This is a genomic window from Aeromonas sp. FL131, assembly GCF_049860615.1.
Classification (GTDB): Bacteria; Pseudomonadota; Gammaproteobacteria; order Enterobacterales; family Aeromonadaceae; genus Aeromonas; species Aeromonas hydrophila.
Genome location: NZ_CP187595.1, coordinates 2,599,239 through 2,615,323 on the forward strand (window position 1 = coordinate 2,599,239; position 16,085 = coordinate 2,615,323).

Consider the following 16,085-nt stretch of genomic DNA (forward strand, 5'->3'; position numbering starts at 1 on the left):
GAAGATAAAGGAAAATATAAAGCGCGAAGGCGGCCTCGCCGACTTCGCCGTTCTCAGTCAGTGGGGCCGCCGCTTTGTTGCAGTGCCAATCTGACGGCCTTTTTCTCGGCGCGCCGCCGCCGAAAGAAATCCGACAACTGGGCCGAGCAGGCATCGGCCAGCACACCGCCAGTCAGTTCGACCCCGTGGTTATGGCGCGGGTCCTGCAATATCTCGAACACCGAACCCGCCGCGCCGGTCTTGAGATCACGGGCGCCATAGACCACCCGCTTGACCCGGCTGTGGATGAGGGCACCGGCGCACATGCAGCAGGGCTCCAGAGTGACATAGAGGGTGGTATCGAGCAGACGGTAGTTCTGCAGCCGAACGCCGGCGGCCCGGATCGCCATCACTTCGGCATGGGCACAGGCATCGTGCTCGCTGATGGAGCGGTTCCAGCCCTCCCCCACGATCTCGTCACCCAGCACCAGCACGGCCCCGACCGGGATCTCGCCGATCCCCTCCGCCCTTTCGGCCAACGCCATGGCATGGCGCATCCAGCGTTCATCCTGCTCGCACTGGCTCACTGATTCTGTGACGTCTGATGGTTTCACACCCTGGTTCCTCTCTGTGACGGGTTGCCGGCGATGCACTTGCAGCTTGATTGCCTGCCGAGCATTGGCCGCAACCGGGTAACGCCGCCAAGCAGCATGATGGCGGGATCCCCGGCAATACGGGGCGGCGATTATGCCAAATCTGCGCCACAGCCCCAAGTCGCATCTTGCCTGCACAATAAAGAAGCAGTCAGCATCTCTCTGATAAAAAAGGAGTTGCACCCATTTGCTCAGATCATTAGACTTCCCTACGTCAGCTCGAACTGACCTCGTCGGTGTGTAGCGCAGCCAGGTAGCGCATCTGCATGGGGTGTAGAGGGTCGGAGGTTCGAATCCTCTCACACCGACCAATTTCCCCGAAAATAGCCCAGTCTCGCGACTGGGCTATTTTTTTGCCTGCTTTAATATTTCCTGCCGCAACTGTCGCAGCGCATCAGCCGACCCGCTGAATGCTCTTCCTGGGTGAACCTGTCGCAGAGTCACCACACAGTTGTGGTACAAATTTCATTCAGAACCGCTTGAAACCTTTCAAGAGTCCCGCTAGGATACGCAACTTTTCCGCCGGCAGTTCAAACAGGGAGGTGGGAGCGCGGGTGATGGAGTCACCGACCGGCTTGCAATCAATGAGGCAAGCACCCATGACCAAAGCAGTTGACACACAGCCAGAGTACGCCCCCCTGCCCCAACCGGCTACCGAGTCGGCAACCAATCAGTATGCCACCGAACACGGCCCGGTCGTGCGGCTCGATGTCGTCGATCTGGCGGCCCCGGAGGATGATTACTGAGCCGACGGCGCAGACATGCCGCTCTTGAACTACCGGGAGAAAATGGCAGTGGCACTGGAAATGGCGCCCCGTTTTACCTCCTTTGAGGGCCAGGATGGCCCGCTGATACAAATAACAACAAAATGCTACATAACTAAAAAAAAGTAGTCATATCCACTGCTACATCCCCTCCCCGCCCCCAGGCACCTCATCCACCCAAGTGATACAAACCTACGTTATTGCGCCTCACTTTCTCCTCTTCTGCCGACCAGATCCCATTCGACCCCTTTTAGCCTGGATTGTTTTAAACAAACGTTCTCTCCTTAACACCAGCAGGAGTTACATGCCTGCTGGGTTTACATCTTTCATTTCATACATGTGTTTTTTAGAAGCTTGGAGTTAGGTCGGGATTTGTTTTTGCATTTGTAATTTTATTACGTAATAACTTACACCCCCGTGTCCCTATCTCCACTCATCATCCGCCACCGGCAGGGGATGAAAAACAAGAGCATAACCATCTGCATAGAGTTTTTACGCTAACTACATAAATTGTTTATAAACATCAACTTAACATCATGACCAAAACGTGCGTTTTAAAAAAATTGTTGACGAATAGAGCAATATTTCGCACCTTATGAATCGTGTTACCCCGTTGTTACGGGAAGTTTGAAAAAACAGGGATCGACTTTAGTCGTAGTTAATTAGTTCAAAATGTAATTCTCAAAGGAGTGAACCCTATGTCGGCACCGGCCCAGACCCACTGCAGCGCTCGTCTGCGCATCCAGGGCGAGACGCATCCCGATTACGCGCAAATTCTGACGCCGGATGCGGTGGCCCTGGTATCCGAACTGGTGGAACGCTTTGCTCCCCAACGGGACGAATTGTTGAAACAACGTGTGGCGCGCCAGGCCCGCATCGACGGCGGCGAGCTGCCCGATTTTCTGCCTGAAACCGCCCACATCCGCGCCGGAGACTGGACGGTGCGCGGTATTCCCGCCGACCTGCAAGATCGCCGCGTGGAGATCACCGGCCCGGTCGAGCGCAAGATGGTGATCAACGCCCTCAACGCCAACGTCAAGGTGTTCATGGCGGACTTCGAGGATTCGCTGGCACCGGCCTGGAACAAGGTGATCGAGGGTCAGATCAACCTGCGCGATGCGGTCAACGGCACCGTCTCCTACACCAGCCCGGAAGGGAAGGCTTATACCCTGAACGCCGATCCGGCCGTACTCATCTGCCGGGTGCGCGGTCTGCATCTGCCGGAAAAACATGTCACCTTCGATGGAGCCCCCATTCCCGGCGGCCTGTTCGACTTCGCCCTCTACTTCCTGCACAACTATCAGGCGCTGCTGGCCAAGGGTTCCGGCCCCTACTTCTACGTACCCAAGCTGCAGAGCCATCTGGAAGGGCGCTGGTGGAGCGAGGTATTCGCCTGGACCGAGGACAAGTTCGGCCTGCCCCGCGGCACCATCAAGGCCACCGTGCTGATCGAAACCCTGCCGGCGGTGTTCGAGATGGATGAGCTGCTCTATCAGATGAAGGATCACATCGTCGCCCTCAACTGCGGTCGCTGGGATTACATCTTTAGCTACATCAAGACCTTGAAGAACCACCCTGATCGCGTCCTGCCGGACCGCCAGGTGGTGACCATGGACAAACCCTTCCTCTCCGCCTATTCGCGGCTGCTGATCAAGACCTGCCACAAGCGCGGCGCGCTGGCCATGGGTGGCATGGCGGCCTTTATCCCGGCGAAAGATCCAGCCGTGAATGAACAGGTATTTGCCAAGGTGAAGGCGGATAAAGAGCGTGAAGCCAACAACGGCCACGACGGCACCTGGGTGGCCCACCCCGGCCTCGCCGATACCGCCATGGCGGTGTTCAACGCCGCCATCCCGGCTGGCGCCAGCAACCAGATCGGCGTGCTGCGCGAGCAGGATGCCCCCATCACGGCCGCCGAGCTGCTGGCCCCCTGCGAGGGTGAGCGCACCGAGGCGGGCATGCGCACCAACATCCGGGTGGCGCTGCAATACCTGGAAGCCTGGATCAATGGCAACGGCTGCGTGCCCATCTACGGTCTGATGGAAGACGCCGCCACCGCCGAGATCTCCCGCACCTCCATCTGGCAGTGGATCCGCCACGGCAAGAGCCTGTCGAACGGCAAGGTGGTGACCAAGGATCTGTTCCGCCAGATGCTGGCCGAGGAGCAGGAGGTGGTCAAAGCCGAAGTGGGGGCCGAGCGCTGGCAGGCAGGCCGCTTCGCCGAGGCGAGCGAGCTGATGGAACAGATCACCTGCGCCGATACGCTGATCGATTTTCTGACGCTGCCCGGTTACGAGCGGCTCTGAACTACGGGCCTCCCCAGCGGGGCTCGCCAATAACAAGTCAATGGAAACGTGAAATCAATGAAAGAGGGAACTGATATGGCACTGACCCGTGAGCAACAGATCCAGGCTATCGAGAAAGACTGGGCGGAAAACCCCCGCTGGAAAGGGATCAAGCGCGGCTACAGCGCCGAAGACGTGGTAAACCTGCGTGGCAGCCTGCAACCGGTGCACACCCTGGCCCAGCGCGGTGCCGACAAGCTGTGGGAACTGATCCACGGCGGCGCCAAGAAAGGCTATGTAAACTGCCTCGGCGCCCTGACCGGCGGTCAGGCGGTGCAACAGGCCAAGGCGGGCATCGAGGCCATTTACCTCTCCGGCTGGCAGGTGGCGGCGGACAACAACCTCTCCTCCACCATGTATCCGGATCAGTCCCTCTACCCGGCCAACTCGGTGCCGTCGGTGGTGGAGCGCATCAACAACTCCTTCGCCCGTGCCGACCAGATCCAGTGGGCCAACAAGGTGGGCCCGCAGGACAAGGGCTTCATCGACTACTTCCTGCCTATCGTGGCGGATGCCGAAGCCGGTTTCGGCGGCGTGCTGAACGCCTTCGAGCTGATGAAGGGGATGATTGAAGCGGGCGCCGCCGGCGTGCACTTCGAAGATCAGCTGGCATCAGTGAAAAAATGCGGCCACATGGGCGGCAAGGTACTGGTACCGAGCCAGGAAGCGGTGCAGAAGCTCATCGCGGCCCGTCTGGCAGCCGACGTCTGCGGCACCACCACCCTGGTGATCGCCCGTACCGACGCCAACGCCGCCGACCTGCTGACCACGGACGCCGACCCGTACGATGCCGGCTTCCTGACCGGTGAGCGCACCTCAGAAGGCTTCTACAAGGTGCAGGCCGGTATCGAACAGGCCATCTCCCGCGGTCTGGCTTATGCCCCTTACGCCGACATGGTGTGGTGCGAAACCGCCAAGCCGGATCTGGACGAGGCGCGCAAGTTTGCCGAAGCCATCAAGGCCCAGTACCCGGACAAGATCCTGGCCTACAACTGCTCGCCGAGCTTCAACTGGAAGAAGAACCTGGACGATGCCACCATCGCCCGCTTCCAGCAGGAGCTGTCAGACATGGGCTACAAGTACCAGTTCATCACCCTGGCGGGCATCCACAACATGTGGTTCCACATGTACGAGCTGGCCTACCAGTACGCCCGTGGTGAAGGGATGAAGCACTATGTCGAGATGGTGCAGCAACCTGAGTTCGCCGCTGCCGAGCGGGGCTACACCTTCGTGGCACACCAGCAGGAAGTGGGGACCGGTTACTTCGACAAGGTGACCACTGTCATTCAGGGCGGCCAATCCTCGGTGACCGCGCTGACCGGCTCGACCGAAGAAGATCAGTTCCACTGATAGGCGGAACTCTTTGGGAGAGTCCTTGAGATAGCAAAACCCCGGCCACTGGCCGGGGTTTCTTTTTATTCATTGCCTCGGCGCCGCTCGCGCTCAAGCACACCCGAAGGGCTCAGAGCTCGAGGATCTCTTTGACAAAGGGGATGGTCAGCTTGCGCTTGGCGCGAAAGGAGGCGTTGTCGAGCTGATTGAGAGTGGTGAGCAGGGTGCGCATGTCGCGCGAGAGGCGGTTGAGCAGGAAGCGGCCCACGTCGATGGGCAGTTTGAAGCCCCGCAGCTCGGCACGCAGCTGCAGGGCACTGAGCTTGCCTTCATCGTCCAGCTCGTCGAGGTGGAAGCTCACTCCCCAGTCCAGCCGGGAAGCGAGATCCGGCAGTTGCAGCCCCAGTTTGCGCGGCGCGCTGCAACCGGTCACCACCAGGGTACCCTCGCCCTTCTCCTGCCAGCGGTTGTAAAAATCGAACAGGGCCCGCTCCCACAGCGCATTGCCGGCGATCGCCTCCAGGCTGTCGAGGCAGACCAGCGGCAGGCTTTCGAGGGCATCGAGCATGCTGGGATCGAGCTGTTCAAACTGATCGAGGGAGAGATAAGCGGCTGCGGCGTCGCGGGCATTGACCTCGGCGCAGGTAGCGTGCAGCAGATGGGAGCGGCCCGATCCCTTGGCCCCCCAGAAATAGAGGAAAGGTGAGCCCTGACCAATGGCCGCATTTTTGAGGGCGGTGATCAGATGAGCATTGTTGCCGGGATAAAAACTGACGAAGGTTTCATCATCCGGTAGTTGTACGGCTAAAGACAGTTGGGCCGGTTGCTTCACTCGTTGGGCTTTGACTGTGACATTTGCGGGCAAGTGTATCATCGCGAAGGCGGATAGAGAACCGCCCGGACGATGCCGGGCGGTGTGGATCCTCATAAAGGATCCTGGCTGCGACCATTGCTAACGAAAGCGGCTACTCCTTGGCCGGCTTGAAAAACCGCCCCTTGGGCCCACGCTGGTTATGCCCGGCCAGCCGGTCAGGATCCTCGCCAGGATCAGGGCTGCGACCATTGATAGCTCAGCCCCTCTGGGGTATCCGCCAGCTGGCGCAACCGGCTCTCCAGCTGCAGCCCGCGGATGAGCTCGGCCTTGTCCCCTTGCAGGCTCAGGTTGAAGGTCACCTTGTCCCCCTCCAGTTTGCCAATCTCCACCTTGGTGACGCTGGCCATCCCCTGCAACATCTTCTGCACAGTGATCATGCCGTCGATGCCGGACAGCCCCTCCACCACCAGTGTCTGGCTGGAGGCGACACCGGAGATACGCGCCCCGTAGTTCTGCACCAGCCAACCTGCCAGGGCATCGGCGAACGTCTGCGCCACCTCGGCCTGGGTGCCAGAACCCTCGCCCTTGGTCAGTTCGCTCAGCTCACCACCCGCTTTGGGGCCGTAGAGTCCCCAGTCAATGCTCCACTTGTCACCTTCAGGGGTCAGCTTGCCCAACACCACCATCTCGGCGCCATAACGCTGGCTCGCCTTGAGGATGGGGTCGGCGAAGCGGCCCCAGACGTCGGTGGCGTTGACCGCCATGTTGTCGTCCAAGTCCATCAGCGGAATGCTGACCGGCAGCCCCATCGCCTGGGCCTGGGTACGCAGGGCGGCAGCCCAGCCATCGCTGGACTGATCCGGCAGAATGCGCCGCTCCCCTTCATTGATCACCAGCCAGATAGCCACTTGTGGCCGGGCCGGGCCCAGCAGGGCGAACTTGCTCTCGGCCACCAGAGCATTGACCTTGGCCACATCGAAATCGGCCTTGAGAAACTTCACCGGCCCCACGTCCTGATAACCGTAGTGCTGCACGAACTCGCCGGGGGCCGCCAGCGCCTTGACCACCGCCGGCTGGGTCAGGATGTCGCGCTTGCCGGTCACCTTGATCAGCACCTCGCCCAGGGCCTGGGACTGGGCCGCCGCCATGTCGCCGCTGGTGGGCGCCTTGCCCTGATAGAGATCGGTCACCTGGGCGGCCGACACCATGAATGACAAGCCGCAGCAGAGGGCGGTCACAACACGTTTGAGCATGAGAGGAGTCTCGAAATGGGAGATGGTGCTTATGGTAGCGGCAAGGCGCGCATGGCAGCAAGCCGGGGCGGGAGAAACAGCGGAGCCGGCGGGGTGCCGGCTCCGTTTGCGCGCCAGCTGGCGCGCGATGAGGCGATCGAGGCTTACTTGGTGCCGAAGATCTTGTCGCCGGCGTCGCCCAGACCCGGGACAATGTAGCCCTTCTCGTTCAGGCCCTGGTCGATGGAGGCGCAGAACAGCTCCACGTCCGGGTGAGCGGCTTCCAGCGCCTTGATGCCTTCCGGCGCGGCAACCAGCACCAGCACCTTGATGGACTGGCAGCCTTTCTTCTTGAGCAGGTCGATGGTGGCGATCATGGAGCCGCCGGTGGCCAGCATGGGGTCGATGACCAGCGCCAGACGCTCTTCGATGTTGCTGACGATCTTCTCGAAGTAGGGAACCGGTTGCAGGGTCTCTTCGTCGCGGTAGATACCGACCACGCTGACACGGGCGCTCGGCATGTGCTCCAGCACGCCATCCATCATGCCAAGACCTGCACGCAGGATGGGCACGACGGTGACCTTCTTGCCCTTGATCTGGTCAACTTCCACTGGCCCATTCCAGCCATCGATGGTAACCTTCTCGGTTTCGAAGTCAGAGGTCGCTTCGTAGGTCAACAAACTGCCCACTTCCTTGGCCAGTTCACGGAAACGCTTGGTGCTGATATCGCCTTCACGCATCAGACCGATCTTGTGCTTGACCAGGGGGTGTTTGACTTCAACGACTTTCATTATTATCTCCTCTAACTGCCGCAAAAAAATCGCGGAATCATACAACAAAAGCCACCGCTTGTAGAGCATTTCCGCGCAAAAACGCGCAAACGATTTCCTTTCTGGTTTTTCACCGCCACTGTTAGAATACGCCCCGAATTTTACCCTCCACTTCTTTATATGACGGGGAATACGCGTGACTGACAAAACCTCACTGAGCTACAAGGATGCTGGCGTGGATATCGATGCCGGCAATGCACTGGTTGAACGTATCAAGGGCGTGTCAAAGCGCACTCGTCGTCCTGAAGTCCTTGGTGGTCTTGGCGGCTTTGGGGCCTTGTGTCAAATCCCTGCGGGCTACAAGGAGCCGGTGCTGGTCTCCGGCACCGACGGGGTGGGCACCAAGCTGCGCCTCGCCATCGACCTGAAGAAGCACGACACCGTCGGCATCGATCTGGTGGCCATGTGCGTCAATGACCTGATCGTGCAGGGCGCCGAGCCCCTGTTCTTCCTCGACTACTATGCCACCGGCAAGCTGGACGTCGACACCGCCGCGGCCGTGGTCACCGGCATCGGTGCCGGCTGCGAGCAGTCCGGTTGCGCCCTGGTGGGCGGCGAGACCGCCGAGATGCCGGGCATGTATGAAGGGGAAGACTACGACATCGCCGGTTTCTGCGTCGGTGTGGTGGAGAAGAGCGAGATCATCGACGGCAGCAAGGTCGGTGAAGGGGATGCCCTGATCGCCCTGGCCGCCAGCGGCCCCCACTCCAACGGCTTCTCGCTGGTGCGCAAGATCCTGGAAGTCTCCCAGGCCGACGTGCAGCAGCCGCTGGGTGACACCACCCTGGCCAACGCCCTGCTGGAGCCGACCCGCATCTACGTGAAACCCGTGCTCAAGCTTATCAAGGAGTGCGAGATCCACGCCCTGTCCCACATCACAGGTGGCGGCTTCTGGGAGAACATCCCGCGCGTGCTGCCCGCCAACACCCAGGCGGTGATCGACGAGCAGAGCTGGCAGTGGCCGGCGGTGTTCAGCTGGCTGCAGCAGGCTGGCAACGTCACCCGCCACGAGATGTACCGTACCTTCAACTGCGGCGTCGGCATGATCATCGCCCTGCCGGCGGATCAGCTGGAAAAAGCGCTGACCCTGCTCAAGGCCGAAGGCGAGAACGCCTGGCATATCGGCCATATCGCCAAGGCGGCCGATGGCGAGGAGCAGGTCATCATTCAATGAATGACCGGATCAACAGCCAAATGACCTCCTCCATGAAACGCATCCTGGTGCTGATCTCCGGCAACGGCAGCAACCTGCAAACCATCCTCGACGGCTGTGCCGGCGGCAAGATTGCCGGTCAGGTGGTCGGCGTCATCAGCAACAAGGCCGATGCCTATGGTCTGGTGCGTGCCAAAGAGGCGGGGGTGGCCACTGCCATCCTCGCCCAGCAGCAGTTTGCCAGCCGGGAGGAGTATGACACGGCCCTGTTGGCGCTGATGGCGGACTATCAGCCCGATCTGGTGGTACTGGCCGGGTTTATGCGGATCCTGAGTGCCGACCTGGTGCGGCATTTTGCCGGGCGGATGATCAACATCCACCCCTCCCTGCTGCCCAAGTACCAGGGGTTGCACACCCACCAGCGCGCCATCGACGCCGGTGACGACGAGCATGGCGCCAGCGTCCACTTCGTCACCGAAGAGCTGGACGGCGGCCCGGTGATCCTGCAGGCCCGCGTCCCCATCTTCGAAGGGGATGAGGCCGACGAGGTGGCGGCCCGGGTACAGGTGCAGGAGCACAGCATCTACCCGCTGGTGGTGCAGTGGTTCTGTGAAGGGCGCTTGCAGATGCGAGCAGGGTCTGCCTTGCTCGATGGCAAGCAGCTTGGCCCGGCAGGCTATGCCTGCGAGTAATCGCTAACAACAGCATGCAAAATAGAACAAGGGAGGCCCAGGCCTCCCTTGTCATTTCTATCTACCAGCGCACTTGCTGCAGTCACGTCCGATGACCCCGCGACGCGGTTAATCAAACCTAGACCGGGTTGTCGATATCGATAAAGGTCACATCCAGCCCGTGCACCGTCGCCAGCCACTCCCCCAACGCCTTGACGCCGTAACGCTCGGTGGCGTGGTGACCGGCGGCGTAGAAGTGCATCCCCATCTCGCGGGCGGTGTGGATGGTCTGCTCGGAGGCTTCGCCGGAGATGAAGGCATCGATGCCCTGCTCCGCCGCCAGATTGATGTAGCTCTGACCGCCACCGGTGCACCAGGCCACGGAGCGGATAAGCTCGGGGCCGCTGTCGCCGCAATGGAGCGGCTCACGGCCGAGCCGCTCGGCAATCAGCTTGGCAAAATCGCTGCCACTCATGGGCTCTTCCAGCTTGCCAACCATGGCGACGCTCTTGCTGTTCCAGGGCTCGAGGCCGCGGCGCACCTTGATGTCGAGCAGCTTGGCGAGCTGGGCGTTGTTGCCCACCTCGGGGTGCACGTCCAGCGGCAGGTGGTAGGCAAACAGGTTGATGTCGTGGGTCAAGAGGGTCTTGATGCGGCGCTGTTTCATGCCGGTGATCTGGGCCGGTTCACCGCTCCAGAAGTAGCCGTGATGGACCAGGATGGCGTCAGCATCGGCGGCCACGGCCGCATCGATCAGGGCCTGGCTGGCGGTGACGCCGGTCACCACCTTGCGAATGCGCTCACGCCCCTCCACCTGCAGGCCATTGGGGCAGTAATCCTTGATGGCATGCGGTTCGAGCAGATGGTTGAGTACGGTTTCGAGTTTTCGATGAGAGATCATAGGGGTCCCTTATAAAGGCGCCGACCCCTGTGCTGCGATGCAGACAGGGATCGGGCTCATAACGCCGAGGCCCCATGATAATCGAGGCCGGCCGCCAAGACCATGATGCCTCCCGCACTGTGGCCCATGGCAGGGCCTGTAATGGCTTCAGGCCGGCAGGTCGATCCCCGCCTCGCGCATCTGGGCCAGCTTGTAGCGCAGGGTGCGCGGGCTGATGCCGAGCCGGTCGGCCACCGCCTTGCGGCTGCCGTTGCAATCCTGCAGGGTGTCGAGAATGATCTGGTGCTCCTGCTGCTTGAGCTCGCTGCCCAGGTGTTCGCTGCCGCTGCTGCGCTCACTGCCGACAAGGCGGATCTCTTCTTCCTCCACCTCTTCCAGGATGAGGTGCTCGCAGCCGATGAGGCCATCCGGGCTCAGAATGAGGGCGCGCTGCACCACGTTGTCGAGCTCGCGCACGTTGCCGGGCCAGGGGTGAGCCAGCAGCCGCTCGCGCGCGGGTTCTGTGAGCTGCGGCGTCGGCAATCCCTGCTGGCCGGCATGCAGCGCCAGCAGGTGCTCCGTCAGCGGCAGTATGTCGCCGGGACGCTCCCACAGCGCCGTCCAGCGCAGCGGGAAGACATTGAGCCGGTAGTAGAGATCCTCGCGAAACAGGCCATCCTGCACCGCTTTTTTCAGATCCCGGTTGCTGGTGGCGATGACCCGCACGTCGAGCGGGATCATCTTGCGACTGCCGAGCCGCTCCACCTCTTTCTCCTGCAATACCCGCAGCAGCTTGGCCTGCAACCCCAGATCCATCTCGGTGATCTCGTCGAGCAGCAGAGTCCCCCCCTGGGCCTGCTCAAACTTGCCGGGGCAGCCCTGTACCGCGCCGGTAAAGGCCCCCTTCTCATAGCCGAACAGGGTCGCCTCCAGCATGTTCTCCGGAATGGCGGCGCAGTTGATGGCGACGAACGTCTGCTCGGCGCGGCTGGAGTTGTCGTGGATGTAGCGGGCCAGCACCTCTTTGCCCGTCCCGCTCGGACCGGTCACCATCACGGTGGCCTCGCTTCTGGCCACCCGGGTCGCCAGCTGGAACAGCTCGGCGGTCTTGGGATCGCCGTAGACCACGGCCCGTTTCTCCACCTTCTGGGCCGGCACATAACGGCTGACCTGGTTGAGCAGCACCTCGGGCGAGAAGGGCTTGGCCAGGTAATCGATGGCGCCTTCGCGCATGGCGCGCACCGCCCCGTCGATGTTGGCGTAGGCGGTCATCAACAGCACCGGCACTTGGGGATATTGCTGACGAATGTTGGCCAGCAGGGTCAGGCCATCCATGCCCCCCATCTGGATATCCGAGATCACCATGTCGAAGCTCTGGCGCGACAGGGCCAGCAAAGCCCGCTCGCCACTGTCCACCTCGCGGCACTCATAACCGCCGAGCAACAGGGTATCCACCAGCGCTTCGCGCAAGCCATTGTCATCTTCCACTACCAGGATCCGGGCCTGAGTCATGCTACACCTCCCACCACAGCCAACCTGGCCGCTGCAATATTCATTTCCACGAGCCTGACGCTCATGCTACACCCCCCAGCTGCACCGCTTGCTGGTGCAGGGGGAACGACAGGGTAAAACAGGTCCCCTCGCCGGGTACCGAGGCCACGCTGACCTCGCCCTGATGGGCACGGACCACGGATTGCACCACCGCCAGCCCAAGGCCGGTGCCCTGGGAGCGGGTGGTGAAGAAGGGTTCGAAAATCTGGCTGAGCAGGTGAGCGGGCATCCCCTTGCCGTTGTCGAGAATGCGCAGCTCCACCCGGGCGCCGCTGCGTACCGCGCTCACCAGAAGCGACGTGGCGCCGGCCTGCTGGGCATTGGCGATGAGGTTGTTGACCGCCCCCGCCAGCGCGCTGCTGTTGGCCAGCAGACAGAGATCGGGCTCCGGCGCCTCCATGTGCAGCTCACAGCCCTGCTGGCTGCAAAATGCCTCGGCACCGGCCTGCACCTCGGCCAGCAGCCCCTGCACCGACGTCGGGGTCACCACCTGGTTGTCGCCGTTGCGGGCAAACAGCAGGATGTCGCTGATCTGCTTTTCGAGATCCTGCAGGCGCGCCATCAGCTTTTGCTGGAACTGGCTGCGGGATTCCGGTTTGAGGGTGCGGTTGGCCAGGTTGGCGGCATAGAGCATGGCGGCGGAGAGCGGCGTGCGGATCTGGTGGGCCAGCGAGGCAGCCATGTTGCCGAGGGCGGACAACCGCTTCATGTGGTTGATGCGATCTTGCAGCTGGCGGGTTTCGGTCAGATCGTTGATGAACACCAGCTGGCCCGGCTGATCCGGCAGCGGCTGGGTCGACAACTGAACCCGGCGCCCATCGCGCAGGGAAATTTCGTGGCCGTCATCCTCGCGGGGCTGGAAACAGCGGTCGATGATCTGGCGCCAGGCCTGGCCTTCCAGCGGCTCCCCCAGCAGCGCCTTGGCGGCCGGGTTGGCGCGGGTGATCCGGCCCTCGCCGTCGAGCAGCAAGACACCGGTGGGCAGCGCCGTGAAGATGGCGTAAAGCTGGCTCACCTCGTGAGACTGGAGCGGGGTATCCTGCGGCTGGGCTGTCATAAAGCTGACCTCAAACTGGCGACTGAGTCAGCTTATTCAATTTCCATGCCACTAAAATTTACATATAAAATCAAGCTCTTGAAGCTAGGCGTCAAGGCTTTGACCCTTATGCTTCCTTGCTCATCCCGTATTTTTTCATCTTCTCCACCAGGGTGGTGCGGCGCATGCCGAGCAGGTCGGCGGCGCGGGCCACCACCCCGTCCTGGGACTCCAGCGCCTGGCGGATCAGTTCCACCTCAAGGTCGGCCAGCATCTCCTTGAGGTTGACCCCCTCCTCCGGCAGCTGCATGGCGCGGGCGTGGCTAGCGGGCAGATCCAGCTCGGGCGGATCCTGGAACACCGCGGCCAGCGCATCGCGCTCGTCCATCTCGGTCAGCCGCTCGTCCCGCGGCTCGCACGGCAGCAGACGATAGCGGCTCGGCAAGTCAGCCACGTCGACGATCTGCTGCGGGTAGAGGATGAGCAGCCGCTCCAGCAGGTTGGAGAGCTCGCGCACATTGCCGGGCCAGGGGTACTGCATCAGGGATTCCATGGCGCGCTGGGTCAGGCGGATCATCCCCTGATGCAGCTCGGCATGGCGGTTGAGCAGCTCCTGCAGCAGCAGCGGGATGTCATCGGCCCGCTCCCGCAGCGGCGGGGTCTCGATGGGGAAGACGTTGAGGCGATAGTAGAGATCTTCGCGAAAACCCTGGGTACGGATCATGGCTTCCAGATCCCGGTGGGTGGCCGCGATGATGCGCACATCCGCCTGGATGGGCTTGCCGCCGCCAACCCGATCAAACAACCGCTCCTGCAGCACCCGCAGCAGCTTGACCTGCATCGGCAGCGGCATGTCGCCGATCTCGTCGAGAAACAGGGTGCCCCCCTGTGCCAGCTCGAAGCGGCCACGCCGGGCCGCGATGGCGCCGGTGAAGGCCCCCTTCTCGTGGCCAAACAGTTCGCTTTCCAGCAGCTCAGCCGGAATGGCGCCACAGTTGATGGGCACGAAGGGGCCCTGGCTTCGGCCGGACAGTTCATGGATGGCGCGTGCCACCACCTCCTTGCCGGTACCCGATTCACCGAGGATCAGCACGTTGGCATCGGTCTCGGCCACCTGGCTGATGAGCCGACGCACCTCCTGGATCCCCTTGCCCTTGCCCACCAGCAGGCGCAACAGCGCCTGTCCCTTGTCGTGGGTCTGCTGACGAGGATGGAGGGAGACGAAGGCCTGGCAAAAGTGCAGATGGCGGGTCAGGGATTCGTAGGTGAAGGGCGCCTCGGCCACCCCGATGAAGTTGCTGTTGGGGAAGTCGGCCTCCACCAGCGACAGGAAAGGCACCCGGGGGAATCCGGTCAGCAGCTCGCCCAGCGGGCGGCCGTTGAGGGAACCGGTCAGCACCCCCTGCAGCGGGCCGGATGACTCGATGGCCACATCCAGATCGCCCTCGGCAACGTCCTGCCAGGGGATCCCCATGAACGAGAGAACTGTCCCCAACTGTTGGCGCCGCTGCGCATCGGCGTCAACAATCAACACTCCCATTGCCATCATATCCATCCCTCTATTCTCGACGTAACTTATTGTTTTATTGTGCTTATGTGGTCAAACCACGCACTTTATGCAGGATGCACAAAGTGCCAAAATTCCGACGCATTGTCAAAATTTGTCGCATTTCACCTAAGTTTATCGACCCAACGGCGCAACAAGATAAATTTTGTCGCCTCTTTTTTTGGGTACGGTGGGCAGGCAGCGGGCAAACAAGAGAGACAGGAACACGAGCAGGTGCGCCTGTTTGCGGCCGGCAACAGGCCGCAAACAGGCGGTGGGGATCAATGGCGGGCGTGAGTATGGGGTGCGGCGTAGCGACACTCGGGGAAGCGGCTGCAGGCCAGGAACAACCGGCCGGCATGTGGGCCCTTCTTGGCTTCCCGCTCCACCAGCGGCGCATCACAGCGCGGGCAGTGCGGCACCTGATGGGGATGCTCGTCTTCGTCCTCGTCCACCTCGGCAAACAGATTCTCCACCAGCTCGGCGTCGGCCGCCGGCAGCGGCGCGCTGCGTGGCGATACGATCGCCTTGATGGGGGCCACGGCCGGGGCACGACCGCCATGGCGAGGCTCTTCCACCTCTACCCGATCCAGCTGCAGGGGACTGAAGGTGGGCTCGCGGCGATCCCCTGGCAGCAGATCCTCATCCGGAACTCGGCGGGGGCCGCTTAGCAGCGGCAGGATCTGTTCGCGCAGCTCCTCGACCTGATAATGGCTGCTTGCCGGGATCTGCAGCAGCGGCAGACCGGCGCTGTCAAAGGCGGCCTTGAGGAAACTGTCGCGCACCTTGCGCTTCTGGTGACGGTGGGAGCTGTCATCGAGCTCGATGGCGCAGATGAAGGCGAGATCGGAGGGGTGGCAGAGCAGATAGTCCACGTGCTTGGCGCTGATCTTGTTGAACGCCTGCTGCCACTTGCTCTTGCCCATGCCCGTCTCCGGCGTCAGCACATCGGCCACCCGCACCTTGGCAAAGACCCGGGCCTGGTCGCCGACCGCCAGATCCAGCACGCCGAGGAAGGAGCGCTCGGCGGGGCTGAACAGGGTCTCCTGCAGATCATAGGGCAGCGCCTTGCCCTTCTTGCCCCTGCTCCAGAAGATCGCCAGCAGCAGCAACACCAACAACACCAATCCCGATACGACAAGGCTATTCATACGCGCACATCCCGTTCACAAGAGCTATCCGGTTCACAATACAAAACAGGGGCATCACTCTACCACGGTGCAGCGGGCGCAGGCAGTGCAGAAATGGCGCCAACCCCCTCCCAGCGGTGCTTTTTCGCCATATTTGCGGTGGGCGGGG

Annotated in this window: 14 protein-coding genes and 1 tRNA gene; 6 read left to right on the plus strand and 9 right to left on the minus strand. The window is 61.9% G+C overall.

The features are described 5' to 3' along the window. Window positions 1-53 precede the first annotated feature (53 nt). Window positions 54-593 (minus strand): tRNA adenosine(34) deaminase TadA, encoded by a 540-nt coding sequence (tadA, locus tag ACPW75_RS11955; RefSeq protein WP_323962722.1) that lies wholly within the window; start codon window positions 591-593, stop codon window positions 54-56. Between the two features lie 273 nt (window positions 594-866). On the opposite strand from tadA, the gene ACPW75_RS11960 reads away from it, so the two are divergent. The 4 genes from ACPW75_RS11960 to aceA all read left to right on the plus strand — a co-directional run bounded on the left by ACPW75_RS11960 (window position 867) and on the right by aceA (window position 5,091). Then, window positions 867-943, plus strand: a tRNA-Pro gene (locus tag ACPW75_RS11960). Between the two features lie 288 nt (window positions 944-1,231). Beyond that, window positions 1,232-1,378 carry a hypothetical protein gene (locus ACPW75_RS11965; protein ID WP_181014865.1) on the plus strand — a complete coding sequence of 49 codons (147 nt, stop codon included), beginning with the start codon at window positions 1,232-1,234 and terminating at the stop codon, window positions 1,376-1,378. 716 nt (window positions 1,379-2,094) lie between these two features. Next, window positions 2,095-3,702, plus strand: a complete 1,608-nt coding sequence (gene aceB, locus ACPW75_RS11970) for a malate synthase A (RefSeq protein ID WP_011706619.1) — start codon at window positions 2,095-2,097, stop codon at window positions 3,700-3,702. Between the two features lie 75 nt (window positions 3,703-3,777). Continuing rightward, complete coding sequence (gene aceA, locus ACPW75_RS11975) at window positions 3,778-5,091, plus strand: isocitrate lyase (protein WP_011706620.1); 1,314 nt, start codon at window positions 3,778-3,780, stop codon at window positions 5,089-5,091. 112 nt (window positions 5,092-5,203) lie between these two features. Here aceA and hda read toward each other — a convergent pair whose 3' ends face one another. From hda to upp, 3 genes are all read right to left on the minus strand, one after another. Next, entirely contained in the window at window positions 5,204-5,905 is a 702-nt protein-coding gene (gene hda / locus ACPW75_RS11980) for a DnaA inactivator Hda (RefSeq protein WP_016351307.1), read from the minus strand. 215 nt (window positions 5,906-6,120) lie between these two features. Continuing rightward, on the minus strand, window positions 6,121-7,140 hold the full coding sequence (locus tag ACPW75_RS11985) for a DUF2066 domain-containing protein (RefSeq protein ID WP_077095384.1): 1,020 nt from the start codon (window positions 7,138-7,140) through the stop codon (window positions 6,121-6,123). 143 nt (window positions 7,141-7,283) lie between these two features. Continuing rightward, the gene (upp, locus tag ACPW75_RS11990) at window positions 7,284-7,910 is read right to left on the minus strand and encodes a uracil phosphoribosyltransferase (RefSeq protein ID WP_005302745.1); all 627 of its coding nucleotides are present in this window, start codon (window positions 7,908-7,910) and stop codon (window positions 7,284-7,286) included. Between the two features lie 175 nt (window positions 7,911-8,085). Here upp and purM point away from each other — a divergent pair, with 175 nt between their 5' ends. Together purM and purN are read left to right on the plus strand one after the other, a co-directional pair. Next, window positions 8,086-9,123, plus strand: coding sequence for a phosphoribosylformylglycinamidine cyclo-ligase (gene purM / locus ACPW75_RS11995; protein WP_139391089.1), 1,038 nt, complete (start codon window positions 8,086-8,088; stop codon window positions 9,121-9,123). A gap of 32 nt (window positions 9,124-9,155) precedes the next feature. After that, window positions 9,156-9,794 (plus strand): phosphoribosylglycinamide formyltransferase, encoded by a 639-nt coding sequence (gene purN, locus ACPW75_RS12000; protein ID WP_179101310.1) that lies wholly within the window; start codon window positions 9,156-9,158, stop codon window positions 9,792-9,794. A gap of 118 nt (window positions 9,795-9,912) precedes the next feature. On the opposite strand, the gene ACPW75_RS12005 is transcribed toward purN, so the two are convergent. The 5 genes from ACPW75_RS12005 to ACPW75_RS12025 all read right to left on the minus strand — a co-directional run bounded on the left by ACPW75_RS12005 (window position 9,913) and on the right by ACPW75_RS12025 (window position 15,937). After that, the gene (locus ACPW75_RS12005) at window positions 9,913-10,674 is read right to left on the minus strand and encodes a Nif3-like dinuclear metal center hexameric protein (RefSeq protein WP_016351311.1); all 762 of its coding nucleotides are present in this window, start codon (window positions 10,672-10,674) and stop codon (window positions 9,913-9,915) included. A gap of 147 nt (window positions 10,675-10,821) precedes the next feature. Continuing rightward, the gene (locus ACPW75_RS12010; protein ID WP_425904310.1) at window positions 10,822-12,165 is read right to left on the minus strand and encodes a sigma-54-dependent transcriptional regulator; all 1,344 of its coding nucleotides are present in this window, start codon (window positions 12,163-12,165) and stop codon (window positions 10,822-10,824) included. Between the two features lie 61 nt (window positions 12,166-12,226). Next, entirely contained in the window at window positions 12,227-13,261 is a 1,035-nt protein-coding gene (locus ACPW75_RS12015) for a sensor histidine kinase (RefSeq protein ID WP_011706627.1), read from the minus strand. A 106-nt stretch (window positions 13,262-13,367) separates the two neighbouring features. Further along, on the minus strand, window positions 13,368-14,789 hold the full coding sequence (locus tag ACPW75_RS12020; protein ID WP_029303977.1) for a sigma-54 dependent transcriptional regulator: 1,422 nt from the start codon (window positions 14,787-14,789) through the stop codon (window positions 13,368-13,370). A gap of 278 nt (window positions 14,790-15,067) precedes the next feature. Further along, on the minus strand, window positions 15,068-15,937 hold the full coding sequence (locus ACPW75_RS12025; protein WP_323947365.1) for a DUF2726 domain-containing protein: 870 nt from the start codon (window positions 15,935-15,937) through the stop codon (window positions 15,068-15,070). Window positions 15,938-16,085: the final 148 nt, after the last annotated feature.